The organism is Stomatobaculum longum (genome assembly GCA_000242235.1).
GTDB lineage: Bacteria > Bacillota > Clostridia > Lachnospirales > Lachnospiraceae > Moryella > Moryella longum.
This window is the reverse complement of the sequence record JH590861.1, coordinates 114,955-141,174: the sequence shown is the minus strand read 5'-3', so window position 1 is coordinate 141,174 and position 26,220 is coordinate 114,955. Positions and strand designations below refer to the sequence as shown.

Here is a 26,220-nt window from a genome sequence, read left to right as displayed (position 1 = left end):
ACCGTGTAGCTCGTCACGGTGTTCGGGTTCGAAGCCGCATGGCCTGCCGGGGTGCCGTCATTCAGATCCCACTGCACGGTATAGGTCTTCGGCGCACTCCACTTTGCGTAGTAGTCCTTCGCCGCGGCATCCGCCGTGTGAAGGGTCGTGACCGCTGTGCCGGTGAACCCAGGGTTATCGTACCAGCCTTCAAAGTCGTAGCCGGTTCTCGTCGCCGGGGCAATCGTAATGTCCGGATCCAGAACCGTGTAGCTCGTCACGGTATTCGGGTTCGCAGCCGGGTGACCCGCCGGAGCCGCATCGTTCAGGTGAAAGTTCACCGGATAACTGTTTGCATTGCTCCACTTCGCGTAGAAGGTCTTCGGCGCCGCATCCATCGCAGAGAACTGCGTGACCGGCGCACCGGTGAACGCTGCGTTATCATACCAGCCGAGGAAAGTGTAGCCGTTCCGGAGCGGCTGCGCAACCGTGATCGGCGACGGCAAGGTCTCAACCGTATAGGAAGTGAGGTTCACCGCCGGATTGGTCGCCGGGGTTGTCGGCGTGTCGTTCAGCACATAGTTGACCGGATAGCTGATCGGCGTGCTGTCCCACTTTGCGTAGTAGTGCTTATTCTCGGCGTCCATCGTGTGGAGCGTAGCCGGTACCGGGTTTGTGAGCGCGGCATCCGTAAACCAGCCGAGGAAGTTGTAACCGGTGCGGGTTGCCGGCGCGATTGCGACATCCGCGTCCTCGACCGTGTAGCTCGAAATCGTATTCGGGTTCACAGCCGGGTGGCCTGCCGGGGTACCGTCATTCAGCGTCCACTGCACAGTATAGGTCTTTGCGGCGCTCCACTTTGCGTAAACGGTGTGGTTCGTTGCGCTCGCCGGGTTAATGGTTCCGACCGGCGTCGTGAGTGCTGCGTCCGAATACCAGCCCTGGAAATCGTAACCCGGGCGGGATGGCTGCCGGAGCGTGATGACCGGATCCGTGACCTGGAAGCCGCCCGGATTTGCCGCGTCATTGGTCGCGGGATGGCCTGCCGGTACCGCGTCGTTCATCACATAGGTGATTGTGTACGGCAGCGGCGCACTCCACTTTGCGTGCAACTGCGTCGGGTTCGTATCGCCCTGCGTCGTGTCGAGGGTTGCCGGAGCCGGTGTCGTATAGCCTGCATCCGTATACCAGCCGAGGAAGGTGTAACCCGGGCGGGTCGGGGTGCCGAAGGTGTGATTCGGCGTCTCGACGGTATAGGTCGTGAAGCCGGAATCCGGGTTCGTCGCCGGGTGTCCTGCCGGGGTGCTGTCGTGCAGATCATAGCTAAGCGTATAATTCTTCCGCGTCCACTTTGCGTAGTAGTCGCGGTTTCCTGCCGGTGCCGCGCTGGTGACCAGCTGACTCACAGGGCTTCCGCTTAAGCTGCTGTTGTCATACCAGCCGCCAAAAGTGTAGCCCGGCCAGGTCGGCGCCGCAAGGGTGATATTCGGATCTGTGACCTTGTAGTGCGCAGCCGTGTTCGGATTCACTGCAAGGCTCGCCGTGCGGGAACCCGCCGTGACGTTCATGTGGTAGTGGATGTCATACTGGTTTTCGGTCCAGTTCGCGGTCATCGTAATCACGCCGTTATTCGTGGGCACGAGGTTTGCCGGGTGCGCGCCGTCGGCATAGCTCTGACCATTTGAGCCGCTCCAGCCGTTAAAGGTATAGCCGTTGATTGCAAAGTGGTTCGTGAGATCTGCCGTCGCCGCACTACCTATTAGGGTCTGATCCGGCATAGAGCCCGTCACGGTCTGGCCTGCCGGTGCGTTTGCGACAAACTTGACCGTATAGTGGTGCGGATTTCTTGTCACCGGGCCCGGGACATAGGTAATCGTATAGGTACCGATTGCCGTGCTGCCCGCTGTGCCGTTATCAAGCGTGGTCGGCGCAAGCGGCGTCGCATTGTCTGTCGTCGTGGTCGCGACCGGCTGGCTGTTGTCAAAGTTCACGGTGACGCCCGTCACGCGGTCATTGCCGATAAGACCGGTCACCGTCACATCGGACGGATTCCAGGTCAGGGGCTCGGTCGCCGTCACGGTGCGCGGATTCACGGTAATCGTGAGCGGCACATTGACCGCGCCGCTGCCCGCGTTGGTGAAGCCGCCGTTCGAGCCCTGCACGAGGAAGGAGCTGCCGCCGGTCACATTGATTGTGCCGTTGTTCGTGACATTGCTGCCCGTCGGAACGCTGAGGGTCTTGCCGTTCGTGTTGATCACGACACCTGCCGGAATGTTCCGCGTCACAACCGTGTTGTTGGTCAGCGTAATCGGCGGGTTGCCGTTCTGGTTCGACCAGGCAATCGCGTCATCGAGGTTACTGAAATAGTGCTTCTGGCCGTTTACGACCACATAGGCGACATCGCTCGTAACCAGTGGAATCGACTGGTTGACCGTCGTGCCGGTCTGCTTATAAGCACTGAACTCGACGAAGAAGCCTTGTACATTGTAAGGCGCATAATTATAGCCGGTTAAGTTATGGAGGTCATTCCATCCGGAAATTGCTGCCGGAGAAACCTGTGCGTGCACCTGCATAACAGACTCATAGCCATTGACTGCAACGCCCGCATCACCGGGGGCAGAATTCGGTTCTCCTGGGTTAAATCTGTTATACATACCATTCAGAGGGCCTACACCCTGCTCATAGTATTCAACACCCGCCTCGGGACCATCCTGCCAACGAAAACGCCGATGACTCCCCGTTCCTATCGAACCGTTCAAACTTTGTGCTTCGTAGGGTTGACCTGTTCCTCGAAGTGTTGCGCTGTTGTCGGGCCAAGCGGGAATGCTGTCCGCATCTCCGATAGGTGCCCAGCGGTTACCGCCTGCCCACGCACCCTTATTATTGATATTATCGAGCACATTATCCTCGGTTGCGGAGGTAATCGTGACCAGGTAACCGACCATGCCGTTCAGACGGTAGGTCTTCGCGAGGTTATAGCTGTCCGCCCAGCTGATCAGCTGACCCGGATTCGGCTCCACATACATATAGTAGTGTTCCGCCGTGTCGCCCTTATCGGTCCTCGGATTCGGAATTGTCGCCTTCGAGATACTCGCGCCCGCCGGCAGGATGTTTTGTCCATTTCCAAGCGAAATGCTGAGCTGCTGGGTTGCACCTGCGCTCGGCAGATGGAACTTGAGCTTGGTCTCAATAAAGGTCTGCGCCTCTGCCGGCGTCAATGCCGTCGGGAAAATAAACTGGTAGAACTGGTGCCCTGCCAGAATATCCGTAAATGCCTGATAGGTTTTGGAGCCCACCGCTGTGCCAGTCAGCGCCGTCGGTCCCTCAATGCTACCAGTCCCCACCTGGAAGTTCATCGAAGTGATGCCGTTTCCGGGCGTGTCTGTGACCGTCACGTCCTTTAATTTATAGGCGAGGCGGCTGTCGTTGTCGTAGTCGAGACGCTGAAACGCCACTGAGAGCAGCGGCGTACCGGTCGGCTGGTAATTCACAACCGCAAACGGCGAGAAATGCTCTGCCGCTGCCTGCAGAACCGGCAGGTTCTCATCGAGCCCCTCGCGGAGGGTATCGACCTTATCGCCCGCCTCGTCAATGTGGAGGACAGAGACGCCTCGCTTCTCGACCTCTGCCTCGCCTGTTCCAATCTCAGCGCTCGCCGCCGAGACAATCGCAATGTTCCGGAACGAAACCGCGAGAGTACCCTTTGTGTTATCCGGCTGAATCGGCTCGCCTGCCGCATTCAGCACCGTGAGGTCGCAGAGGAACTGGGTCGTCGCGGACTTGCCCGCTGCCTCGGCGTGCTCGTTGATCTTTTCGAGCACTTCCTTCTCTTCCTCTTCGGTCAGTTTCCGCGCCTTCAGAGTTGCCCCCTCCGGGAGCACACCGGCCGGGGCGCTGACCTCAATCTCGACGCCGTCCAGCTGCGTGTGCAGCACCTTCGCCGCATTGGAAGGCGTGCCCCAGCGCGCGGAACCGGCAGTCAGATCCTCTGCCTTCTTTTCCTTCGCCGCCGCATCGGAGGGGCTTGCGCTTCCCTTCTGCTGAAGCTGCCGCTGTACATCCTTCGGAAGCGCGAGGTCATTGATGAGCTCGGCATCCTCCCGGTACTCTTCGGCAGACGGCGCTGCGAAAGCGGACGCCGCCGTCGAAATGTTCAGGGCGACCATTGCCGCACTGAGCACTCCGGCCAGCAGACGCTTTGACCAGTTTCTTCGTTTCCTCATATGGTTTCCTCCTTGTTACACTAGCCTGTCCTAGGCTTTCTTTTAGTTTAAATTGCCTCACAGACATTTTCAAGATAATATGAATAAAATTTTAAGTTTATTGCTAATTGCTTAATATGTGCGCTGTATTTTAATGAACATTTTATAGAAATAGTGTTGATTAACTCGATCCCGAATGACAGCGTTTTGAGCTGCCTTGTGTAGCCCGGCCGAGCAGGGATGATTGGCACAAAAAATACGCCGTGCTCCCGCACAGCGCATTTTTGTACTTTTCTTCCGACTGTCTTACCGCTCTTTAGTGCAGTTCTTCGGCGAGTGCTTCCGCCGCCTTGGCGAGTGCCGCCTGCACGCCCGCAGGATTCTTGCCACCCGCCTGCGCAATGTTCGGTCTGCCGCCGCCACCGCCGCCGATTAGCGGCGCAATCGCCTTGATGAGCTTGCCCGCATTGGCGCCCTTCTCTTCCGCCGCCTTGCCGACCATGACAAGAAGGTTTACCTGCGCCTCATCCGCGCTTGCGAGCACGGCCACGCCGCCCTCGGTCTTCTTGAGCAGGCTGTCGCCGAGGTTCCTGAGCTCGTTCATCTCAATCTTTGCGAGCGCGGTCGTGAGGAGCTTCACGCCCTTCACGTCCTGTACTTCTTCACCCGCATTCGCTGCGGCATTCCGCGCGAGCTCGGCGCGAAGCTTCTCGTTCTGCTTCTCGCTCTCGCGGAGCTCCTGCTGCAGCTGCCGAACGCGCTGCGGCAGTTCCGCACGGTTTGTCTTCAACTGCGCCGCGAGCGCTTCGAGTTCCTGCACCGCTGCCTCGTAGTAAGCGGTCAGCGCGTCGCCGGTCAGTGCCTCAATGCGGCGCACGCCCGCCGAAATGCCGGTCTCGGAGATAATCTTCATCGCGCCGATATTTTCGGTATTCTTCACATGGGTGCCGCCGCAGAGCTCGGTCGAGAAGTCGCCCATCCGCACCACGCGAACCTCGTCGCCGTACTTCTCGCCAAACAGCGCCTTTGCGCCCTCTTTCTTTGCCTCTTCGATGCCCATGACCTTGGTCTCGACCGGATGTGCCGCCCGAATCTCGCGGTTCACCAGCGTCTCGACCTGTTTGATCTCTTCCGGGGTGAGCGCCGCAAAGTGCGTGAAGTCAAAGCGCAGTCTGTCCGCGCTCACAAAGCTGCCCGCCTGGTTCACATGATTGCCGAGCACCTCGCGGAGTGCCTCGTGCAAGAGATGCGTGCCGGAGTGATTCTTCGCCGTATTCTCGCGGTTTGCCGCATCGACCGTGAGCGTCACGGTCTCGCCGATCCGGAACATGCCGGAGAGCACCTTGCCGGTGTGGCCTACCTTGCCGCCCTTTAAGTGAATCGTGTCGCACACCGCAAAGCGGTTGTTGCCGGCTTCGATCACGCCGACATCGCCCTGCTGGCCGCCCATCGTCGCATAGAACGGCGTCTTGTCGGTCACAATCGTGCCCTCATCGCCCTCTGCGAGCGCCTCGGTAAGCGCCGTTGCATCCTCCTCGCTCTCATCCGGGAGAATGCGGACCATCGCCGTAATCTTGCCCTCGTCCGTCAGCTTGTCATAGCCGGTGAACTCGGTCGTGAGCGTCGGATCGATCTGCTGATAAGCGGTCTGTGCCTCGCCCATATAGTTCGTGGTCTTTCTCGCCTTCCGCGCGGTCTCCCGCTGCACCTGCATCGCTTTCTGGAAGCCCGCCTCATCGACCGTGAAGCCGCGCTCGGCGAGAATCTCCCGCGTCAAATCGAGCGGGAACCCGTAGGTGTCGTAGAGCTTGAACGCGTCCTCGCCGGAGAGCTCGGTCTTTTTCTCCGCGGAGAGCGTCTCCTCGAGTTCCGCGAGAATCGAGAGACCCTGGTCAATCGTGCGGTTGAACTTCGCCTCTTCCTCGGTCAGCACCTTTAAAATCATCTCGCGTTTTTCTTCGAGCTCCGGATAGCCGTCCTTCGAGGAGGCAATCACGGTCTCGGCGAGCTTGCCGAGGAACGCTCCCTCAATGCCGAGGAGTCTGCCGTGGCGCGCCGCACGGCGCAGGAGTCTCCGGAGCACATAGCCTCTGCCCTCGTTGCTCGGCATGATACCGTCCGAAATCATAAAGGTGCAGGAGCGCACATGGTCGGTAATCACGCGGAGCGAGACATCCTTCTTCTCGTCCTCTTTGTACTGTGTCCCGGCGAGCTTTGCCGCCTCGTCGAGCAGGGCGCGTATGGTATCGACTTCGAAAATCGACTCGACATCCTGTACGACGACCGCAAGGCGCTCAAGACCCATGCCGGTATCGATGTTCTTCTGCTTGAGCTCGGTATAGTGCCCGTGACCGTCGTTGTTGAACTGGCTGAAGACATTGTTCCAGACTTCCATGAAGCGGTCGCCCTCGCCGCCCATCACATCCTCGGGACCGGTGCCGTAGGCTTCGCCGCGGTCATAGTAAATCTCGGAGCAGGGGCCGCAGGGGCCGGAGCCGTGCTCCCAGAAGTTATCCGCCTTGCCGAAGCGGTAGATGCGTTCCGGCGCGATTCCGATCTCATCCCGCCAGATCGCGAAGGCCTCGTCATCCTCCTCATAGACCGAGGGATAGAGGCGGTCCGGCTCGAGTCCCACCGTCTTCGTCAGGAACTCCCAGCTCCAGTGAATGGCCTCGCGCTTAAAGTAATCGCCGAAAGAAAAGTTTCCGAGCATCTCGAAGAAGGTGCCGTGGCGCGCGGTCTTGCCGACATTGTCAATGTCGCCCGTGCGAATACACTTCTGACAGGTCGTCACGCGGCGGCACGGCGGAATCTCCTGGCCGGTAAAGTACGGCTTTAACGGCGCCATGCCGGAGTTGATGAGCAACAGGCTGTTGTCGTTGTGCGGCACCAGGCTGAAGCTCTTCATGATCAAATGTCCTTTGCTCTGAAAGAACTCCAGATACATCTTGCGGAGTTCGTTGACCCCGTATTTCTTTGCAATCATTGCACTGCCCCTCTGTATTTAAATTTTCGAATTTCCTAACTTTCTATTTTAGCCGTAAACTGCCGTTCTGTAAATCCGCTTTGTGCTGTCCCTACGGCAGTCTGTCCTTGTACTGCTCCAGGAGCTGATAGGCGCGGGCGCGCGTATTTTCCGCCTGTTCCCGCACAGAGAGCACAGCGCCGCTCTCCGCCGGAACATCGCGCTTTCTGCGCCACTCCTGCTGATCCTTGGTAAAAGCAGCCGCCTCCTGCTCGCTCAACACGACCGGGAGCACCTGACAGAGCGCATTGAGCTGGGTCTCCCAGTAGCGGAGCTCTGATGTCGCAAAGCGTGTCTCGCTGTCCGCGCGGCTGTCCTTCTTCGCCTTTTCCCGGAGTATCGCTATGGTTCTGTCCGTGTCCTCAAACTTCTCCCGGAAATCCCGGTAACTTCGCCCGGTGACGCCCGTGTCGGCGAGTGTCCCGGTGACGCTCGTCTCGGCAGCCCGCGCCGCTGCCGCGCGCCGCTTTTCGCGGAGCACTGTCTCCACGAGCAGCGTAAACGCGATACCCGCAAAAAGGACAAAGCAAAGGAGACGCCATCTCTCATGCCGTCTCATTGACTTTGTCCTCCAATACAGCGCGGTGATCCGCCGCGTCGGTCGCGAGGGCATCGCATCTCTCATTCTCCGGATGCCCCGCATGTCCTTTGACCCAGCAAAATGTCACCTTGTGCGGCGCCATTGCCGCCAGAAGGCGCTTCCAGAGGTCTATATTCTTCACGGGCTCATTCTTTCCCCGGGTCCAGTTTTTCTTCTGCCAGCTATCGATCCAGTGCTGATTGAACGCATCGACCAGATAGCGGGAGTCCGAATACACCGTGACCTCACAGGGACGCGTCAATGCCTCGAAGCCCGCGATACAGCCGAGGAGCTCCATGCGGTTGTTGGTGCTCTTTTTGAACCCCGCCGAGAGTTCTTTCTCGTGTTTCCGCCCGCTGCCGTCTATGACCTGCAGAATGGTGCCGTAGCCCGCAGGCCCCTCGGGATTGCCGCGCGCCGCGCCGTCCGAAAATAGATTTACGCTCGTCACTGCCTCTTCCCCGCTGTCTTTTATTCGCTGAGGTAAGCGCTCTTCACCTCTGCATTGTGTAAGAGTTCCTCGGCCGTGCCGGAAAGGCGGATGGTACCCGTCTCGAGCACATAAGCGCGGTTTGCGATCGAGAGCGCCTTCTTTGCGTTCTGCTCGACCAGGAGCACCGTGGTGCCGCTCTCGTGAATGGATTTGATGATGTCGAAAATCTCATTCACATAGATCGGCGAAAGTCCCATTGAGGGCTCGTCGAGCACCAGCATCTCGGGCTTACTCATGAGAGCGCGTCCCATCGCGAGCATCTGCTGCTCACCGCCGGAGAGTGTACCGGCGAGCTGATTTTTCCGCTCCGCAAGGCGCGGAAAGCGGCGGTATATCTCTTTAAGGCTCTCCGCCTTCTCCTCCTTGCTGCGCCGCGTAAACGCGCCGAGCTCCAGATTCTGTAAGACCGAGAGCTGGGAAAAGACTCTTCTGCCCTCCGGCACATGCGCGAGACCGCGCCGAACAAGCTGATAGCCCGGCACATGGGTGATGTTCTGTCCGTTGTAGACAACCTCACCGCCCGAAGACGGCAGGAGGCCGGTAATCGTGTGGAGCGTTGTGGTCTTGCCGGCGCCGTTTGCGCCGATCAGGGTCACAATTTCGCCGCGCTTCACCTCAAACGAGATACCGCGGATTGCGTGTATCATGCCGTAATAGACATGTAAATCTGTCACTTTGAGCAATTCGTCCATATGCCCTCCTCACTCGCCGAGGTAAGCCTTCACGACCTCCGGGTCGTGCAGCACTTCCTGTGTTTCGCCTTGTTTCAGCACCTTGCCGAAGTTCAGAACCGTGAGGCGCTCGCAGATGCCGGAGACCAGCTTCATGTCGTGCTCAATCAGGAGTATCGTCATGTGGAAGCGCTTCTGCACCAGCTGAATCGTCTCCATGAGCTCTGCCGTCTCATTCGGATTCATGCCGGCCGCCGGCTCATCGAGCAGTAAGAGCTTCGGCTCGGTCGCCAGTGCGCGCGCAATCTCCAGTTTCCGCTGGGAACCGTAGGGCAGGTTTTTGGCCCTCGTATCCGCGAACTGTTCCAGATGAAATACTTCCAGCAACTCCGTCGCGCGGCGGTTCATCTCCTTCTCCTGTGCGCGAAACCGCGGCAGGCGAAGAATGCCCTCCAGGGTCGTGTACGGGTAGTGGTTGTGGAGACCCGCCTTTACATTGTCAAGCACCGAGAGATTCGAGAAAAGCCGGATGTTCTGGAAGGTTCTCGCGATACCCGCCTGGTTGATTTCAATGATTGACTTGCCCGTCAGCTCCCTGCCGTCGAGGCGGATGCTGCCCTTGTCGGGGCGGTACACGCCGGTCAGGAGATTGAAAATCGTCGTCTTGCCTGCGCCGTTCGGGCCGATCAGACCCGAGAGTTCATTCTCCTCCAGGGTAAGCGAGAAATTGTCGACCGCCTTCAGGCCGCCGAAGGAGATGCCGATATTTTTTACTTCTAACATTGCCATGGTATCGCCTCCTTAAGCCTGCTTGCCGGGTTTCCGGAAACCGGAGAAAAGCCGCTCCCGGTACTGAATGAACGAGGGGGCCGAAGTAAAGAGCATCATGAGAATCAGGACAACCGCATAAATCAGCATACGGAAGTCGCTGAGGCCGCGGAGCAGCTCGGGCAGCGCCGTCAGAACCACTGCGGCAATCACCGAACCGCGCATATTCCCGATGCCGCCCATCACGACAAAGACCAGAATTGCAATGGACATATTGTAGCCGAAGTTCTTCGGCAGAGCCTGCAGCGTGCTCAGATTGTGCGCGTAGAGCACACCGCCGACACCCGCGAGCGCCGCCGAAATCGTGAACGCGAGGAGCTTGTAGCGGGTCACATGGAGGCCGACGGACTCCGCTGCAATCTCGTTGTCGCGAATCGCCATGATAGCGCGCCCCGTGCGGGAGCGAATCAGGTTCTGCACAATGAAGAGCGAGAGCAGCAGGAGGATGATGCCGGCAAGGAAGGTCGAGAGTCGCGGCGTGCCGGTGATACCCTGCGCGCCCTTGATTAAAATCTTGCCGCCGGCTTCGAGTTTCAGCGCCGCCGTGTCTTTCAGCGATACATGCACGCCCTTCGCGTCCACGCCGAGGTAGAGCGCGTTGATGATATTCTTCACAATCTCGCCGAACGCAAGCGTCACAATCGCTAGGTAGTCGCCCTGCAGCCGGAGCACCGGGATGCCGATCAGAAAGCCGAAGAAGGCCGCCACCGCCGCGCCGATCAGTACGGCGAGCACAAAATCGAGACCGCCCGGGAGCTTACCCGCCATCAGATTCGTAAAGAGCGCGGAACTGAAAGCCCCGACACACATGAAACCGGCGTGTCCGAGGGACAATTCGCCCGAAATGCCGACCACCAGATTCAGACTGACCGCGAGAATCGCATAGGTGCAGAGCGGCACCAGAAGGCCCTTAAAGAGGGAGCTCACCGCGCCGCCGTTTACCAGCAACTGCACAATCACAAAGGCGAGAATCACAAGGCCGTAGGTGAGACAATCGTTTAAAAATGCTTTCTTTTCCGATGTTCTGTTCATATTACACCTTCTCTCTCATCTGTTTCCCGAGTATGCCGGTGGGCCGCACCACCAGAACCAGAATGAGCACCGAGAAAACAATGGCATCCGAGAGTTTGGAGGAGAGATACGCCTTCGAGAGATTCTCGAGCACACCGAGCAGGAGGCCGCCGATTAACGCGCCCGGAATCGAGCCGATACCGCCGAGAACCGCCGCGACAAAGGCCTTGATACCGGGCATGGCGCCGGTGGTCGGCGTAAGGGTCGGATACGCCGAGCAGAGCAGCACGCCCGCAATCGCCGCGAGCGCCGAGCCGATTGCAAAGGTCAGGGCGACCGTCGCATTGACATTGATGCCCATCAGCGTCGCGGCACCTCTGTCCTCCGCGACCGCGAGCATCGCCTGCCCTGCGCGGGTCTTATTGATGAAGCTGGTCAGCGCCACCATGATGATAAAGCAGACCGCAATCGCCGCGACCGTCTCTCCGGAAATGACCAGCTGACCGTTCGCAAAGCTCATCGACTTGATCGGCACCACCGAACGGAAGCTCTTCGGGTTAGCGCCGAAAATGAGCAACGCGAGATTCTGTAACAGGTAGGAGACGCCGATTGCCGTAATCAATACGGCGAGACTGTTCGCGCCGCGGAGCGGCTTGTAGGCGACCGCCTCGATGATGACGCCGAGTGCCGTGCAGAAAAGAACAGAGAGCAGCACAGCCGCGGATGCCGGCAGGTTCAGGGCTGTCATCGCCGTGAACGCGACATAGCCGCCGACCATGATGATATCGCCGTGTGCAAAGTTCAGCATCTTCGCGATGCCGTAGACCATCGTATATCCCAGCGCGATAATCGCATAGATGGAACCTAAGCTGATTCCGCTGAGCAAATAAGACAAAAATTTCATGACTGCTCTCCTTTATGATAAAGAAAGGGCTGCAAATTACGCAGCCCTTTCGCTCTTCTCTTCCGTATGCGCTCAGTTCTCGATCGACTGGTAAGCGCCGTCCTTGATCACGACTGCCTTCGGCTCCTTCGACGGCGAACCGTCTGCGTTCCAGGTGATGGTACCGGTGAGACCCTCAAGCTTGATCTCCGTCATCGCCTTCTCCATTGCCGTGCCGAGTTCTTCCACCGACATCGACGGGTTCAGATTTGCCTTCTCCGCCGCTGCCTTAATTGCATACATACCGTCGTAGGTATCCGCCGCGAACTGAATCGGAACCTCCTTGAAGCGCTCCTTGTACGCCGCGACAAACTTCTGGGTCTTCTCATCCTTCGCATCCGCGGAGAACGGCGTCAGAAGCATGAGGCCCTCTGCGAGCGACTTGTCGAAGCCCTCGAGGTTCAGGATACCGTCCATGCCGTCACAGCCGAAGAAAATCGGGCTGTAACCCATGTCCTTGCTCTGCTTCAGAACAAGTGCCGCCTCGGTGTAGTAGAATGGCAGGAAGACAAGCTCTGCACCCGCGTTGCGGATGTTCTGGAGCTGGATGTTGAAGTCGGTCTTATTGTCCGCCGTGAACTGCTCGTCCGCGACAACCTGGAGACCGTTCTTCTCGGCATTTGCGACGAAGCTGTCGTGAATACCGCTCGAGTAAACATCGGAGGAATCGTAGAGAATACCGATCTTCGTCGCAAGCTTGTGGCTGCCGATGTACTCAGCAGACTTCTCGCCCTGCTGCGGATCCGAGAAGCAGACCGCAAAGGTGTTGGAGTTTGCGATGCAGTCCGGCGAGGAACCCGACGGGGTCAGCTGGAACATGTTGTCCTTCACGGACTCGTTTGAAACCTGAATGCAGGGTGCGCTCGTCACCGTGCCGAGCAACATCTGCATGCCCCAGTCCTTCAGATGGTTATACGCGTTGACCGATTTCTCTGCGTCGTGCTCGTCGTCGTCGAACTCCATCTCGACCTTGTAGCCGTTGATGCCGCCGGCAGCATTGATCTCATCGACCGCAATCTGCTGCGCATTCTTGCAGGCAAGACCGTAGACTGCCGCGCCGCCGGTCACCGGGCCGATGCCGCCGATCTTCCAGACCGCGCCGTCCTTGCCGGCTTCGCTCTGTCCCTCTGCCTTGCTCTCACCGGCTGCCGTGGTCTCACCCGCCGCCTTGGTCTCGCTGCTCTTCTGCTGACCGCAGGCTGCAAGTCCGAAGACCATGGAAGCTGCTAATAATACAAATATCGCTTTCTTCATAACTTTTTCCCTCCCAAACAACATACCAAACAGATATGTCGAGAATTATAAAGAGCATATCTAGAGATGTCAACCGGCAGGGCGGCAAAATATAGCGATTCAGCAGATTTGATATACACCGTTCCGGATAATAACGACTTTCGGTTCCTTTGACGGCGCGCCGTCCGCGCTCCAGGTAATCGTTCCTGTCACCCCCTGTAACCGAATCTCGGTCATGGCCTGTTCCATTGCGCTGCCGATTTCCGAGACCGACATTGCGGGCGTGATATTTGCCTTCTCCGCTGCCGCCTTGATTGCATACATCCCATCATAGGCATCGGCAGCGAACTGATCGGGCGTCTCGTGATATTTTTCGCGGTACGCCGATGTGAAATGCTGTGTCGCCGCATCCTCCGCCTCTGCCGAGAACGGCGTGAGCAACATAAGTCCCTCGGCGAGAGACTTGTCAAAACCATCGACATTCAGGATGCCGTCGATTGCATCACAGCCGAAAAAGGTCGGCTGATAGCCCATCGCATGGCTCTGCTGCAACACGAGCGCAGCCTCCGTGTAGTAAAAGGGAATAAAGACCACATCCGCCCCCGCATTCCGGAGATTTTGCAGCTGAATGGTAAAATCGGTTTTATTGTCCGCCGTGAATTGTTCATCGGCGACAATCGAAAGACCGAGCTTCTTCGCATTCTCCGCAAAGCTGTCGCGGATTCCGCTCGAATAGACATCGGATGCATCATAGAGTATTCCGATTTTGGCTCCGCCCATGCGACTCTTCATATATGCCGCGGATTTCTCCCCCTGCTGGGCACTGGAAAAGCAGACCGCGAAGGAATTCGGATTCGCGATGCACTCGGGCGCCACGCCGCAGGGGGTCAACTGAAACAGATTGTCCTGTACCGATTCGTTCGAAATCTGAATGCAGGGACCACTGGTCGGCGTGCCGAGCAACATCTGCATGCCCCAGTCTTTGAGTTCGTTGTAGGCATTCACGGACTTCTCGGCATCGTGCTCGTCATCATCATATTTCATCACGACCGGGTAGCCGTTGATGCCGCCGGCCGCGTTGATTTCCTCAACCGCGAGCTCCTGTGCGTTCCGGCAGGAGATGCCGTAGACGGCTGCGCTGCCGGTTACCGGACCGATGCCACCGATCTTCCAGACAGTACCGGCTTCCGCCGTCGTACTGCCGTCTGTGCTCTCAGCGCCGCTCTGCGTATTTCCGCAGGCCGCGAGACAAAGCGCCACCGAGACTGCCAAAGCAGTCGCAACCAGTCGTTTCATAGAGGCTCCTCCTTCTCAATTCATTGATGTGAATAATTTTGCACAGTGTAATCACATCAGATTGAATTGTCAAGAAAAGCCGCTCAACTATTTTGAATATTTATAAATAATTCCACTCCGCAATCGGATCCCGCTCCATGAGCATGCGCACAGCTTCCGCCGCCGGCAGCTCCGAAAAGAGCACGCGGTTCACAACATCCACAATCGGCATTTCGACCTGCTCCCGCTCGGCGAGCGCAAGCGCCGCCTTTGCGGAGTAAACGCCCTCCACAACCTGTCCGACTTCCCGCATGGCCTCTTCGACCGGCTTTCCCCGGCCGATCAGGATACCGGCTCTCCGGTTTCTCGAGTGCATGCTCGCGCAGGTCACAATCAGGTCGCCGATGCCGGTGAGACCCGCAAAGGTCTCCCAGTGCGCACCGATTTTCACGCCGAGACGCGCGGTCTCCGCGATGCCACGCGTAATCAGCGCAGCCTTTGTGTTGTCGCCGTAGCCGAGACCGTCTGCGATGCCCGCCGCGAGCGCAATCACATTTTTGACCGCGCCGCCGAGCTCTATGCCCTTCACATCGGTCGAGGTGTACACGCGGAACACGCGGTTCATAAAAAGCTCTTGCACCTGTTCCGCGACCGCACTGTCCGCCGCTCCCGCGACACAGGTCGTCGGAAGGCGTCTCGCGACCTCTTCCGCGTGGCTCGGTCCCGAGAGGCAGGCAACGACCGCATCCGGAATTTCTTCCTGTACCTCGTCGGTCTGGAAGAGAAGACTCTTCTCCTCAATGCCCTTTGCGACACAGACGAGAAGCTGCCCTGTCTTCACATAGGGGCGCAGCTCTCGCGCAACGCCGCGCGTATAGACCGAGGCGGTCGCAAGGACAATCGCATCCTGCCTCTCGCCCGCCTTTTTCATGTCAGACGTAAACTGCATCCCAGCCGGCAGCTCGAGGCCGCCGAGCGCGGACGATTTCCGCGTGCGGCGCAGTTCCTCCGTGTGCTCCGCAAAGGGAGACCAGAGCAGTACCTCGTGGCCGTTGTCCGAGAGCAACATGGCAAGCGCCGTACCCCAGGCGCCGGAACCCAGAACCGAAATTTTAGCCATTATTTTTTCACCTCCATGCCGCGCGTAAACAGATGTAACCGACTCTCTTCGCCGCGAAGGAGCCGCCCGATATTCGCGCGGTGGCGGAAGATAGAGAGCAGGGGATTAAACAGGGCAAGAAGCAGAAACTCTGTCTGAAATGCCGCGCCGACCGGCAACGCGTGCCGGAAAAAGAAAACCAGTGCGAGCACCAGTAACAGGAGCATCGACAAAATCGACGAGAGCGAGACATAGTGAAACAGATAACAGGTCACGATAAAGAGGAGGCACCAGGCGAGCGCCAGTCTCCAGTCGAGCGCAAGCAGCACGCCGACTGTGCTCGCGACCCCCTTGCCGCCGCGAAAACCGAGATAAAATGGATAGTCATGCCCGAGCATCACGCCGGTCGCGGTCCAGAGCACCATGAGAAGCTGAAGCTCTGCCTGTCCCCGGAAAAAGTGACGCGCGAGCACACAGGGAATTATCGCCTTGGCCGCATCGAGGAGCAGCACCAGAATTCCGGCTCCCGTGCCCATGACGCGAAGCGAATTGGTCGCGCCGGTCGAATGGCTGCCGTAGTTCCGGACATCCAGTCCCTTCGCTCTGCCGAGAAAATAACCACTCTGAAAACTACCGCAGAGATAGCCGATCAAAAGCCAGAGAAGTCTCTCCATAGGTCACTCCTTGTCCTTTCCCTGTCGCTCCCGGATAAAGAAGCGCAGCATGGTTCCGCGGAAACCGAAGGCCTCGCGGATGCGGTTCTCGAGATAGCGCTGGTAGGAGAAATGCATGAGTTCCTTGCTGTTCACGAAGAACACAAAGGTCGGCGGCTTCACCGCAACCTGGGACGCATAGAAAATCTTCAGGCGGTGTCCCTTGTCGGACGGCGGCTGCTTCAAGACGGTCGCCTCGGTGATAATCTCGTTCAACACGCCCGTCCGGATGCGAAGCGTCTGCGAAGAGCGTATCATGTCGATCATCTCGAAAAGCTTGTTCATGCGCTGACCGGTCTCCGCGGAGACAAAGAGGAATTCGGCATAGCTCATAAACGAAAGCGTGTTCTTGATTTTGTCGGTGAACTCCTTCATGGTCTTATCCGTCTTTTCGACCAGATCCCACTTGTTCACGACAACCAGGATGCCCTTGCCCTTCTCGTGCGCGACACCGGCAATCTTGGCGTCCTGCTCGGTCACGCCCTCGCTCGCATCAATCACGAGCAGCACGACATCGGCCCGCTCGACCGCCGTCACCGTGCGGATAATCGAGTATCTCTCGATGTCCTCGTGAATTTTAGACTTTCGCCGTATGCCGGCCGTGTCGATGAAGACATATTCCTGTCCGTCGTGTACCACGACCGTATCGATCGCGTCGCGCGTAGTGCCCGCAATGTCGGAGACAATCACGCGGTTCTCGCCGAGCAGGCGGTTGATGATCGAGCTCTTGCCCACATTCGGCTTGCCGATCAATGCGACCTTCGGGCGCTCATCCTCTTCCGCTTCGCTCTCTTCGACCTGCGGGAAGTAGGCCTCGACAGCCTCTAAGAGATCGCCGATGCCGAGGCGGCTCGCCGCCGAGACCGGAATCGGGTCACCGCAGGCGAGATTGTAGAATTCATAGATATCATTCTGAAACTTAGTGAAACTGTCCACTTTGTTGACCGCGAGCACGACCGGCTTCTTTGCGCGACGCAACATATCGGCGACGCGGTCGTCGGCGTCGGTGACACCGGTGCGGACATCGGTGAGGAAGATGATTACATCCGCTGTCTCAATGGCAATCTCCGCCTGTTCCCGCATCGACACCAGCAGTTTATCCCGGGATTCCGGCTCGATACCGCCGGTGTCAATCAGCGTAAAGTCGCGATTTAACCAGGTGCAGTCCGCATAGATTCTGTCCCGGGTCACACCCGGAATATCTTTGACAATCGAAATCGGCTCTCCCGCAATGGCGTTGAAGAGCGAGGATTTGCCGGTATTGGGCCGCCCGACAATGGCGACAATCGGTTTACTCATAGCTTTCTCCTTTTTTTCAAAGCGCAGGGTGTTAGCCTTTGTGGAATTTCTCGGTTGCGAGCTCATAAGCGCTGCCGCCGCCCGTAAAGCGGTATTCCCTGTCATTGATTGCGTCCACAAGATCATCCCCGCCCATGCCGATGATCACACAGCGAACACCGAGTTCCCGCTCGAGGTCTGCGCGCGTCATGTCGTCGAGCAGAACTTCCTCGCCGCTCCGGAACACACACTGCGGGAGCAGCAGACGATCGCCGAGCGGCTTTCCCCTGAGACCGTCCAGAATATCACGCCCGGTCAGAAGTCCTGTCACCGTGATTTTCTCGCCGAAGAAATGATTCTCCAGCGGGTAGAACAAAATCTTTTTGGCGGGGAGTTTCTCCCCGATTCGCTTAAGTTCCCGCGCAAGACTCGGCGCGGCAAGGAGACCGCTGAAGGTACTCACGGTCTCCGTTTGGTCGGATGGCACCACAGCCGACAGTGCCTCTCCGACCTCCTCGTGTAAGAGGGTCAGCATACCGACGCCGTTTTCCAGCTGCGGGTAACCGTCGTAGCGCGAAGGCTCGGGGAGCGGCCTGCCCGCCGTCAGATAAAATTCATCCGACGCCTGGACAAAGTGAATCCCGCACTTTTCCATGGCGCGGCGCTGGATGTCTTCAATAACATCGATTGCATTCGCGCAGTCCTCGGGCCCGAGGAGCTCTAACTTCTCTAACTTGTCGCGATAGTTTGTGAGACCTACCGGCACCACGGAGACCGACTGCATGAGCGGCGCATAGCGGAGCAAATCCGTCAGGGTGCGCTTTAACTCTTCGCCGTCGTTATAGCCCTTGCAGAGCACAATCTGCCCGTTCATCTGTATGCCCGCGTCGTAGAGCTTATCGAGATAGCGCAATTTTTCGCCCGCAAAGCGATTTTTCAGCATGCGGACGCGGAGCGAGGGATTTGTCGTATGCACGGAGATATTAATCGGTTCCAGACGATATTGAATGATGTGTTGAATATCCGCCTCTTTCATATTGGTGAGCGTCACATAGTTGCCCTGCAGGAAACTGAGGCGCGAATCATCATCCTTAAAATAAAGCGTATCCCGCATTCCGCCCGGCATCTGGTCGATAAAGCAGAAGATGCAGCCGTTTGAGCAGGAGCGATATTCACTCATCAGGCCGTTCTCAAAGACCAGCCCCGGGTCCTCGCCGCCGTTCTCGATCTCGTACTCCCACTCCTCGCCGTCCGGCTTCAGAACGAGCAGGGTGATGACTTCCGCACTCACCTGATAGCGGTAGTCAAAGACATCGGCGACCGTTTTTCCGTTTACTTCCAAGAGGCGGTCTCCCGCCGCGATTTCCAATTCCGCCGCTGCACTTCCCGGCTCCACGGCAGCAATTAAATGTCCCTTGTTTTCCGCCACAATCAACTCCTTTACTTTCTCGCATTTTACATGAATTATGAACGCTTTGCAACGCAGCCTTGCGGCAGGGAAACGAAAATGCTATGATTTAAGAAATATGCCATGTCTCTGACAGACCCAGCTGTTTTTTAGAAGGAGAACGAAGAAAGATGTCCAATCAGTCCACCGAAAACAATCGTCTTCCCGTTGCGCCGCTCAAAATCGCAGCGCTCGAGAGCTGTCGCGATCTCGCGGAAAAAGTCAACGCTTACCTCGTGCGGATGCGCGCTTCGGGCGCGGAAGCAACCGATGAGCGCCGCCGCTCCCTGCACTACCGCGGCTATGACGCCGATTCCTATCTCCTCTCCATCAACTGCCCGCGTTTCGGCACCGGTGAGGGCAAGGGCGTCATCAATGAGTCCGTGCGCGGCGCCGACCTTTTTGTGATGGTCGATGTCACCAACTACTCTCTGACCTATAAGGTGGACGGCAATGAGAACCACATGTCGCCGGACGACCACTTCCAGGATTTAAAGCGCATCATCGCGGCCGGCGGCGCGGCGGCGCACCGCGTGAATGTGATTATGCCCTTCCTCTACGAGGGCCGTCAGCACAGAAGAACCAAGCGGGAGTCTTTAGACTGCGCCTACATGCTGACCGAGCTTGCGAACATGGGCATCGAGAACTTCATCACCTTCGACGCACACGACCCGCGCGTCCAGAACGCGACCCCGCTCTCCGGCTTTGACAACTTCATGCCGACCTACCAGTTCATCAAGACCTGCTTCCTGAACATTCCGGATATGAAGGCGGACAAGGATCACCTGATGATTATCAGCCCGGACGAGGGCGCAATGGACCGCGCAATCTATATTTCGAACATTCTCGGCGTCGACATCGGCATGTTCTACAAGCGCCGCGACTACTCGAAGGTCGTCGACGGCCGCAATCCGATTGTCGCCCACGAGTTCCTCGGCGCGAGCGTGAAGGACAAAGATGTGCTGATCATCGATGATATGATTTCCTCCGGCGAGAGCATGATGGACACCGCGAAGAATCTGAAAGACCGCGGCTGTAAGCGCGTCATTGTCTGCGCAACCTTCGGTCTCTTCACGAACGGTGTGAAGAGCTTCCGCGAGAAGTACGATGCCGGCATCATCGACTATGTCTGCACGACAAACTTAAACTACCGCAGACCTGAGCTCCTCGAAGAGCCCTGGTACCTCGAGGCGGATATGAGTCCCTATCTCGCCTACATCATTGACAGTCTGAACGCCGACGCCTCCTCGGGCGACAAGCTCTCTTCGACGCGAAAGATTCAGGACTTCTTAAAGAACCTGCAGAACGAGGAATACCAGTACTTCGGCTCTGTCATCGAATAAACCCACAGAAAGCGGGAGCGCGGCTTTTGCCGCGCTCCCGCTTTCTGTCTCTGTATGCTGTTTCATCGGACCGTTCGCCTCTCGCTACGCGTTTCCTCCCTCTTTCGCCTCGCTTCGAATGTGCCCTGCGGCGATGTGTCGCTGCAATATCTCATCCGTAACCCGGAAGAGTTCCACCGAGCCGAGAGAGGTGCGGCGCTGCCTGCCATAGACCTGGGAGACCGTGACCGCGTGCTCTTTCCAGTCACCGCCGTCATTGCTGTCGTTTAAGAGGAGCGGCTGGAGATTATCCATGGCGCGCGCAAAGCGGGCATCGGCGCTCTCTCCGGCGTCAAACTCCGCAAAGAGCGCCCGGAACTCGCTCGCCTGATCCTCAGGCAACAGTCCGAAAATACGCTCCGCGGCCGCCGCCTCTCTGGCGGCCTGGCTCTCTTTTGCCGCCTCGTCGTAGGCATAGGTATCGCCGGCATCGATTTCGACCACATCGTGCAGGAGGCACATCAGCATGACCCGCGCAATGTCGACCGGTTCATTCGCATACTCGCGGAGCAGATAGGCCATCAGCGCCATGTGCCACGCATGCTCGGCATCGTTCTCGCGTCGCCCGTGTCCCGTCAAGTGGGTCTGCCGGAGTACATTTTTCTCTTTGTCGAGCTCGAGCGCAAAGGCAAGCTGACACCCAAGGCGCTCGTTCATCGCACCGCCCCCGGCCGCGGCGAGGCGGCATCCGCGATGCCGATGAAAGCGGCGTTTAAGCCGCGCTTCGGCCCTTGGGCGCGGTGCGAAAAGAGGCGCTTTGCATTCCGGTAGGTGCAGACGCCGCTGTCAAAAATTTCCTGTACGCCCGCGTGCTCGAGGAGCAGGCGGTTTGCGAGCGCGAGATCCAGCTGCCAATGCCGCGCGCCGTCCTCTCCGATGTGCGGCGCCGTGAAAATCTTTTCGATGTCCCGCTCGGGGAAGGTCGCCGCAAACTGAATCCGCACGGCCTCGCTCGTCTCATAGCAGGCCGCCGAGATGCCCGGGCCTATGCCCGCAATCACATTCGAAGGTCTGGTTCCGTAGGCCTCCTGCATCTTCTCGAGGCCGCAGAACGCAATGCGATCCACCGTGCCGCGCCAGCCCGCGTGCAGCAAGGCAACCGCTTGGTGCGCGGGGTCGTAGAGATACAGCGGCAGGCAGTCCGCGTGGTAGGTCACCAGCGTGATGTCCGGCACATTGGTCATAATCCCGTCGACATTGTCATAGGGGCGCGGAAAGCGGACACCCGCGCCGCGCTCGGCCATCGTAATTTCTCTGATATTGGTCGTGTGCGTCTGCTTTGCAACGGTCAGAGAGTCGTAGCTCACGCCGAGCGCCGCGGCCATGCGGCGGTAATTTTCCCGCACATGCTCCGGGTCGTCGCCGCGGTCAAACGAAAAATTCATGGTTCCGAGATAGTCCTCGCTCACGCCGCCCTGCCGGGTCGAAAAGCCGTGGCGAAGTTTCGGATAGGCCCGAAAGGCCGGAAAATAGAGATAGCTGAGCTCGCCTACCTCGGCTACCTCCATCTGATGCCCTGTCTCAAACTGCCAGGGGGGAAGCTGATAGTCTGCCATGCGATACACTCCTTTCCTTTGCCTCCAATGTACACCCATGCGCGCCGGGCGTCCACTGTGAACTACAGTCTTGTCTCCCGAAATGCATCCCGAAGCCAGATCAGCTCCTCGCCGAGTATTCCGACGGCGTCAAAGCGCACCGGCGTGTTCTCGGGTAAGTGCTGCCGATAGAGATACTGCCGCGCCGCGAGAAAAAGCCGCCGCCGCTTCACGCTGCCGATGGCGGAAAACGGGAGCCCGTCTTTTTTACTGCTGCGGTACTTGACCTCAAAGAAAATGAGATACCTGCCGTCGCTGCCGATCAGATCAATCTCACCGCCCCGGCAGTAAAAGTTCCGGGCGAGAATTTCGATGCCCGCGGCACTGAGGTATGCCGCCGCCTTCTCCTCATACCGCGCGCCGATGTCGCGCGTACTTTGCCGCCTCATGCCTCCTCGCCACCGAGTTCAAAGTGCGTGAGAAAGGTCTTCCGGTGCACCGGCGTCGCGCCGTGTACGCGCAGCGCTTCGATGTGCGCCGCGGTTCCGTAGCCCTTGTTCTTCGCAAAACCGTAGGCCGGATAAAGGGCATCCAGACTGATTAGGAAGCGGTCCCTTGTGACCTTGGCAAGCACCGAGGCCGCCGCAATGCTGAGACTCTTTGCATCACCTTTCACAATGGGCAGCTGCGGAATCGCGACGCCGGGAATGGTCACGGCGTCGTTCAGACAAAAATCCGGCGGCGGCGACAATTTGCCTATGGCCTCCCGCATTGCCTCGTAGGTCGCCTGCAATATGTTGATTTCATCAATCCGCGCCGGGGAGACGCTCCCGATGCCGTAGCTCACGGCTTTCGCGCAAATCTCATCAAAGAGTGCCTCGCGCCGCGCCTCCGAAAGTTTCTTCGAGTCATTCAGGAATAAAATTTCCGCGCCGGGCGGCAAAATCACGGCTGCCGCGACGACCGGCCCCGCGAGCGGTCCTCTTCCGGCCTCGTCGATGCCGCAGATTGCCGCATAGCCTTTGGCAAGATATTCCTCCTCGTATCTCCGGAGTGCGGCAAGCCGCGCCTTCTCTGCCTCGAGTTTCTCACCTTTCAGCGTTCTGAGTGCCATCTGTCTTCTCCTCTGCCGGTGCCTCGAGAGAAATGCGCCCGAGCGCCCCGCTCCGGAATTCGTTGATTACGATTGCCGCCGCCTTTTCCGTATCCGCCGCGCCGCCGGCCCCTAAACAGCCGCGGCGTTCCGCGATCCGGCAGAGTATCTCCGCCGGGCTCTCTGTGCCGGTGAGCGCATAGCGCTCCGCTGCGCCCGCGAGTTTGCCGTTTGCCTGAAGGAAGCCGAGCAGCGTCACGGCGAGCTCTGTCTTATCCACAATCATCTCGTTGATCGAGCCGAGGAAGGCTATCTTCTCGCCGATGGCCGGGTCCTCAAACTTCGGCCAGAGTATGCCCGGCGTGTCGAGGAGCTCCACCGACTGATGAAAGCGAATCCACTGGTTGCCGCGCGTCACGCCGGGCTTATTGCCGGTCTTTGCGGAACTTCTGCCGGACAGCATATTGATGAGCGTTGACTTGCCCACATTCGGGATACCGGCGACCATCGCCCGGACCGGGCGGTTCAAAATGCCGCGTTTCCGGTCCCGCTCCCGCTTTGCCTCCGCCGCCGCGTCTATGGTGCGCATCAAAAGCTTCCGGTTGCCGCTGCCGCGCGCATCCATCGCGACGCAATGCGCGCCTTCCGCCTGAAAGGCGCGCTGCCAGGCCGCCGTCGTCGCGGCATCGGCGAGATCCGCCTTGTTCAGCACAATCACGCGCTCCTTGCCCTGTCCGAGCCGCCGGATCTCCGGATTACCGCTGGAATACGGCGCTCTCGCGTCCAGAAGTTCAATCACCATGTCGACAATGCGCACATCGCTTTCCATCTCGCGGCGCGCCTTGGTCATGTGCCCCGGGTACCACTGTATATTCATCTCGTTTCCTCTTCTCAGCGAATGTGCCCCAAACTTCGCAAGGGCTGCATTCGGAACCATATTCTGCCGCGTATCATTTTCCGCGTGACATTGCCTATGCTCTCGGAGCGGGAATCCTCGCCCGACTCCAGATTGTCACTCATCACAAAGTACTCATCTCTCCCGAGCGAAATGCTCTCGCCGACCCTTCCGGGACTCGAGACCTCTCCAAACTGCAGGTAAGCCGGGGTCTCCAAATGCCTTCCGTTCACATAGATCTTGCCGTCCCGGATCACAACACTCTCGCCCGGCAGCGCGACAATGCGCTTAATGTTGGTCTGTCCGCTGTCGCTCTTGAAGAGGACAATGTCAAAGCGCCTCGGCCCGAACAGCTTGAACCCGAAGCGATCTAAGAGCAGGCGGTCGCCGTCCTCCAAAGTCGGGCGCATGCTCTGGCCGTTGTTCACGACCTGAGTCCCGAAGGAATAGACAATAAACCACGCAAAGGCTATGACGGTGACAATCTCCACCAGGAGGCGGCATATACGCCGCAATAAGCTATCTTCCACTTCGTACGAAGGACGCATGAGATCTCCGTTCTATTCAAAAACAGGGCTGTGCCTGTTGTTCTTTTCAATGATCCGTTCATTTCGTGTATTGCATACTTTAGTATACCATGAGAAACATACCGCTATACTTACGATTCCATGAAGCCGACGCCGTTTTTTCGCAACAAAAAGGAAGAACCATCATTTTCCCGTGAAAGATGACAGTTCCCCCCCTTGGTGTTCTATATGAATTTTAGATGACCTCTTTGACCTTTGCAGCCTTGCCGGAGAGCTTTCTCAGGTAGTTGAGCTTTGCTCTTCTGACCTTACCGCGGCGGATCACATCCACCTGATCAACGAACGGCGAGCTGAACGGCCAAGTCTTCTCAACGCCGATGCCGTTCGAAATCTTGCGGACCGTGAAGGTCTTTCTGAGTCCGCCGTTCTGAATCTTCATGACGACACCCTCGAACATCTGGACTCTCTCGCGGTTACCCTCTTTGATCTTGTTGTGGACACGGACGGTGTCGCCAACCTCGAACTGACCCGGCACGCGAATCTGCTCTGCTTCAATCTTCTCTAAAATCGGATTCTGTCTCATTTTCTTTTCCTCCTGCAACATTCGACGTTCTTGCGCGCAATCGTATGCCGCAGCGGAACATCTCTTCATAAACAGCTTTACCAGTTTAGCATAAACCGCCCGATTTCACAAGCGATTTTTCAGGATTCATCCGCACTCCGCTCTGCCTGTGCCTGCAAAAATTTACGGTCCGCCTTGTTAAGCTCCACCTTGGCAAACAGATCCGGGCGGCGCTCCCTGGTTCGAAGCAGGGCCTGCTCCCGCCTCCACTGCGCGACCTTTTTGTGGTCACCCGAGAGGAGAACCGGCGGCACACAGAGCCCCTCATAGACCTCCGGGCGTGTGTACTGCGGGTATTCGAGGAGATTGCCCTCAAAGGACTCAATCTCGCCGCTCTCTTGATTTGAGAGCACGCCCGGCACCATACGGCTGATGGCATCGACCATGACCATGGCCGGTAGTTCCCCGCCGGTCAGCACATAATCGCCGATCGAATAGGGCTCGGCGCCGAGAAGCTCGAGGGCGCGCTCATCGACCCCCTCGTAGTGCCCGCAGAGAATCAGAAGAGTTTCCTCTGCCGCGAACATCTTGGCGTCCGCCTGCGTGAACTGTCTGCCCTGCGGCGTCACATAGATGACCCGCGGTGCCTTCGGCAAGTCCGCCGTCGCGCTGCGGTAACAGCGGAGAATCGGGTCTGCCTGCATGAGCATCCCCGCGCCGCCGCCGTAAGGTGCATCGTCCACGTGGCCGTGCCGCTCGGTCGTATAGTCGCGGATATTCCGGATGTCAAACGAGATGAAGCCCCGCTCCTCCGCCCTGCCGAGTATGCTGGTCGAGAGTCCCTGCCGTATCATGTCCGGAAACAGTGTCAGTACGGTAAAGCGCATCAGAGCAGCCCCTCCATGAGATGCACCTTCAGAAAGCCCTCTTCCGGATTCACCTCGAGAATACAGTCCTTGATATAGGGGAGCAGTAACTCCTCTCCGTTTTTCCGCTGCACCGTCACAACTTCGTTGGCGCCGGTCGGCCATATCGCTTTGACCGTGCCGAGTGTCTCGCCCGCATCGGTAATCACCGGGAGTCCGATCAGATCCGCGACATAGAACTCGCCCTTCCGGAGCCGTATGCCCTCTTCCCGCGGCACCCAGAGCTCCATGCCGATATATTTCCGGATTTCCTCCGGCGTATCAATTCCCTTAAATTTACAGATAGCCATGCGCTTAAAAAAATGGACCGAGCTGAGTTCCAAGAGAACTCCGTCCCGGTCCGTTTTTTCCCCGGTGCGCGTTGCACCTTTCAGGTGCAGTGCGCTCTCCGGGCTTTGCGCATGCACTTGTTTCAGCCTGCGAAAGCGTTCGGGCTCGTCGGAGGTCACAAAGACCTTCGCCTCACCGCGTATGCCGTGCACAGAACTGATGACACCGATTCTAAACTTGTCTGTCACGCGCG

24 protein-coding genes are annotated in these 26,220 nt (G+C 58.1%); 1 reads left to right on the top strand and 23 read right to left on the bottom strand.

Features of this window, described 5'->3' with window-relative positions; genetic code table 11:
* The 14 genes from HMPREF9623_RS00630 to HMPREF9623_RS00565 form a co-directional block, all read right to left on the bottom strand.
* The coding region (locus tag HMPREF9623_RS00630; RefSeq protein ID WP_009531953.1) for an InlB B-repeat-containing protein at window positions 1-4,202 on the bottom strand (4,202 nt) is incomplete at its 3' end.
* Between the two features lie 295 nt (window positions 4,203-4,497).
* Window positions 4,498-7,167, bottom strand: a complete 2,670-nt coding sequence (alaS, locus tag HMPREF9623_RS00625) for an alanine--tRNA ligase (protein ID WP_009531952.1) — start codon at window positions 7,165-7,167, stop codon at window positions 4,498-4,500.
* A gap of 91 nt (window positions 7,168-7,258) precedes the next feature.
* The gene (locus HMPREF9623_RS00620) at window positions 7,259-7,765 is read right to left on the bottom strand and encodes a lysozyme inhibitor LprI family protein (protein ID WP_009531951.1); all 507 of its coding nucleotides are present in this window, start codon (window positions 7,763-7,765) and stop codon (window positions 7,259-7,261) included.
* Window positions 7,752-8,237, bottom strand: a complete 486-nt coding sequence (gene rnhA, locus HMPREF9623_RS00615) for a ribonuclease HI (RefSeq protein WP_009531950.1) — start codon at window positions 8,235-8,237, stop codon at window positions 7,752-7,754. The genes HMPREF9623_RS00620 and rnhA overlap by 14 nt, the downstream gene beginning before the upstream one ends.
* Before the next feature lie 20 nt (window positions 8,238-8,257).
* Window positions 8,258-8,971: an ABC transporter ATP-binding protein gene (locus HMPREF9623_RS00610; protein WP_009531949.1), complete on the bottom strand. Its 714-nt coding sequence runs from the start codon at window positions 8,969-8,971 to the stop codon at window positions 8,258-8,260.
* 9 nt (window positions 8,972-8,980) lie between these two features.
* Window positions 8,981-9,739, bottom strand: a complete 759-nt coding sequence (locus HMPREF9623_RS00605) for an ABC transporter ATP-binding protein (RefSeq protein ID WP_009531948.1) — start codon at window positions 9,737-9,739, stop codon at window positions 8,981-8,983.
* A 12-nt stretch (window positions 9,740-9,751) separates the two neighbouring features.
* Entirely contained in the window at window positions 9,752-10,810 is a 1,059-nt protein-coding gene (locus HMPREF9623_RS00600) for a branched-chain amino acid ABC transporter permease (RefSeq protein WP_009531947.1), read from the bottom strand.
* 1 nt (window position 10,811) lies between these two features.
* Window positions 10,812-11,693, bottom strand: a complete 882-nt coding sequence (locus HMPREF9623_RS00595) for a branched-chain amino acid ABC transporter permease (protein WP_009531946.1) — start codon at window positions 11,691-11,693, stop codon at window positions 10,812-10,814.
* Between the two features lie 72 nt (window positions 11,694-11,765).
* The gene (locus HMPREF9623_RS00590) at window positions 11,766-12,986 is read right to left on the bottom strand and encodes an ABC transporter substrate-binding protein (RefSeq protein ID WP_009531945.1); all 1,221 of its coding nucleotides are present in this window, start codon (window positions 12,984-12,986) and stop codon (window positions 11,766-11,768) included.
* 99 nt (window positions 12,987-13,085) lie between these two features.
* Window positions 13,086-14,261, bottom strand: coding sequence for an ABC transporter substrate-binding protein (locus HMPREF9623_RS00585; protein ID WP_009531944.1), 1,176 nt, complete (start codon window positions 14,259-14,261; stop codon window positions 13,086-13,088).
* 100 nt (window positions 14,262-14,361) lie between these two features.
* Complete coding sequence (locus tag HMPREF9623_RS00580; RefSeq protein WP_009531943.1) at window positions 14,362-15,360, bottom strand: NAD(P)H-dependent glycerol-3-phosphate dehydrogenase; 999 nt, start codon at window positions 15,358-15,360, stop codon at window positions 14,362-14,364.
* On the bottom strand, window positions 15,360-16,013 hold the full coding sequence (gene plsY / locus HMPREF9623_RS00575; protein WP_009531942.1) for a glycerol-3-phosphate 1-O-acyltransferase PlsY: 654 nt from the start codon (window positions 16,011-16,013) through the stop codon (window positions 15,360-15,362). The genes HMPREF9623_RS00580 and plsY overlap by 1 nt, the downstream gene beginning before the upstream one ends.
* Before the next feature lie 3 nt (window positions 16,014-16,016).
* A complete protein-coding gene (gene der, locus HMPREF9623_RS00570; RefSeq protein WP_009531941.1) occupies window positions 16,017-17,351 on the bottom strand; it encodes a ribosome biogenesis GTPase Der in 1,335 nt (444 codons plus the stop codon).
* Window positions 17,352-17,382: 31 nt separating this feature from the next.
* Window positions 17,383-18,759 (bottom strand): radical SAM protein, encoded by a 1,377-nt coding sequence (locus HMPREF9623_RS00565; RefSeq protein WP_009531940.1) that lies wholly within the window; start codon window positions 18,757-18,759, stop codon window positions 17,383-17,385.
* Between the two features lie 149 nt (window positions 18,760-18,908).
* Here HMPREF9623_RS00565 and HMPREF9623_RS00560 point away from each other — a divergent pair, with 149 nt between their 5' ends.
* Window positions 18,909-20,120 (top strand): ribose-phosphate pyrophosphokinase, encoded by a 1,212-nt coding sequence (locus HMPREF9623_RS00560; protein WP_009531939.1) that lies wholly within the window; start codon window positions 18,909-18,911, stop codon window positions 20,118-20,120.
* 84 nt (window positions 20,121-20,204) lie between these two features.
* On the opposite strand, the gene HMPREF9623_RS00555 is transcribed toward HMPREF9623_RS00560, so the two are convergent.
* The 9 genes from HMPREF9623_RS00555 to rimM all read right to left on the bottom strand — a co-directional run bounded on the left by HMPREF9623_RS00555 (window position 20,205) and on the right by rimM (window position 26,215).
* On the bottom strand, window positions 20,205-20,816 hold the full coding sequence (locus HMPREF9623_RS00555; protein ID WP_009531938.1) for an HD domain-containing protein: 612 nt from the start codon (window positions 20,814-20,816) through the stop codon (window positions 20,205-20,207).
* Window positions 20,813-21,715 carry a peptidoglycan editing factor PgeF gene (pgeF, locus tag HMPREF9623_RS00550; protein WP_009531937.1) on the bottom strand — a complete coding sequence of 301 codons (903 nt, stop codon included), beginning with the start codon at window positions 21,713-21,715 and terminating at the stop codon, window positions 20,813-20,815. Before pgeF ends, HMPREF9623_RS00555 begins: the two co-directional genes overlap by 4 nt.
* A 62-nt stretch (window positions 21,716-21,777) precedes the next feature.
* Window positions 21,778-22,143 (bottom strand): YraN family protein, encoded by a 366-nt coding sequence (locus tag HMPREF9623_RS00545; protein ID WP_009531936.1) that lies wholly within the window; start codon window positions 22,141-22,143, stop codon window positions 21,778-21,780.
* Entirely contained in the window at window positions 22,140-22,808 is a 669-nt protein-coding gene (locus HMPREF9623_RS00540) for a ribonuclease HII (protein ID WP_009531935.1), read from the bottom strand. Before HMPREF9623_RS00540 ends, HMPREF9623_RS00545 begins: the two co-directional genes overlap by 4 nt.
* The gene (ylqF, locus tag HMPREF9623_RS00535) at window positions 22,783-23,664 is read right to left on the bottom strand and encodes a ribosome biogenesis GTPase YlqF (protein ID WP_009531934.1); all 882 of its coding nucleotides are present in this window, start codon (window positions 23,662-23,664) and stop codon (window positions 22,783-22,785) included. Before ylqF ends, HMPREF9623_RS00540 begins: the two co-directional genes overlap by 26 nt.
* A 14-nt stretch (window positions 23,665-23,678) precedes the next feature.
* Window positions 23,679-24,230 (bottom strand): signal peptidase I, encoded by a 552-nt coding sequence (gene lepB / locus HMPREF9623_RS00530; protein WP_009531933.1) that lies wholly within the window; start codon window positions 24,228-24,230, stop codon window positions 23,679-23,681.
* Between the two features lie 214 nt (window positions 24,231-24,444).
* Window positions 24,445-24,792, bottom strand: coding sequence for a 50S ribosomal protein L19 (gene rplS, locus HMPREF9623_RS00525; protein ID WP_009531932.1), 348 nt, complete (start codon window positions 24,790-24,792; stop codon window positions 24,445-24,447).
* A gap of 119 nt (window positions 24,793-24,911) precedes the next feature.
* Window positions 24,912-25,658, bottom strand: a complete 747-nt coding sequence (gene trmD, locus HMPREF9623_RS00520; protein ID WP_009531931.1) for a tRNA (guanosine(37)-N1)-methyltransferase TrmD — start codon at window positions 25,656-25,658, stop codon at window positions 24,912-24,914.
* Entirely contained in the window at window positions 25,658-26,215 is a 558-nt protein-coding gene (gene rimM, locus HMPREF9623_RS00515; protein WP_009531930.1) for a ribosome maturation factor RimM, read from the bottom strand. The genes trmD and rimM overlap by 1 nt, the downstream gene beginning before the upstream one ends.
* Window positions 26,216-26,220 lie beyond the last annotated feature (5 nt).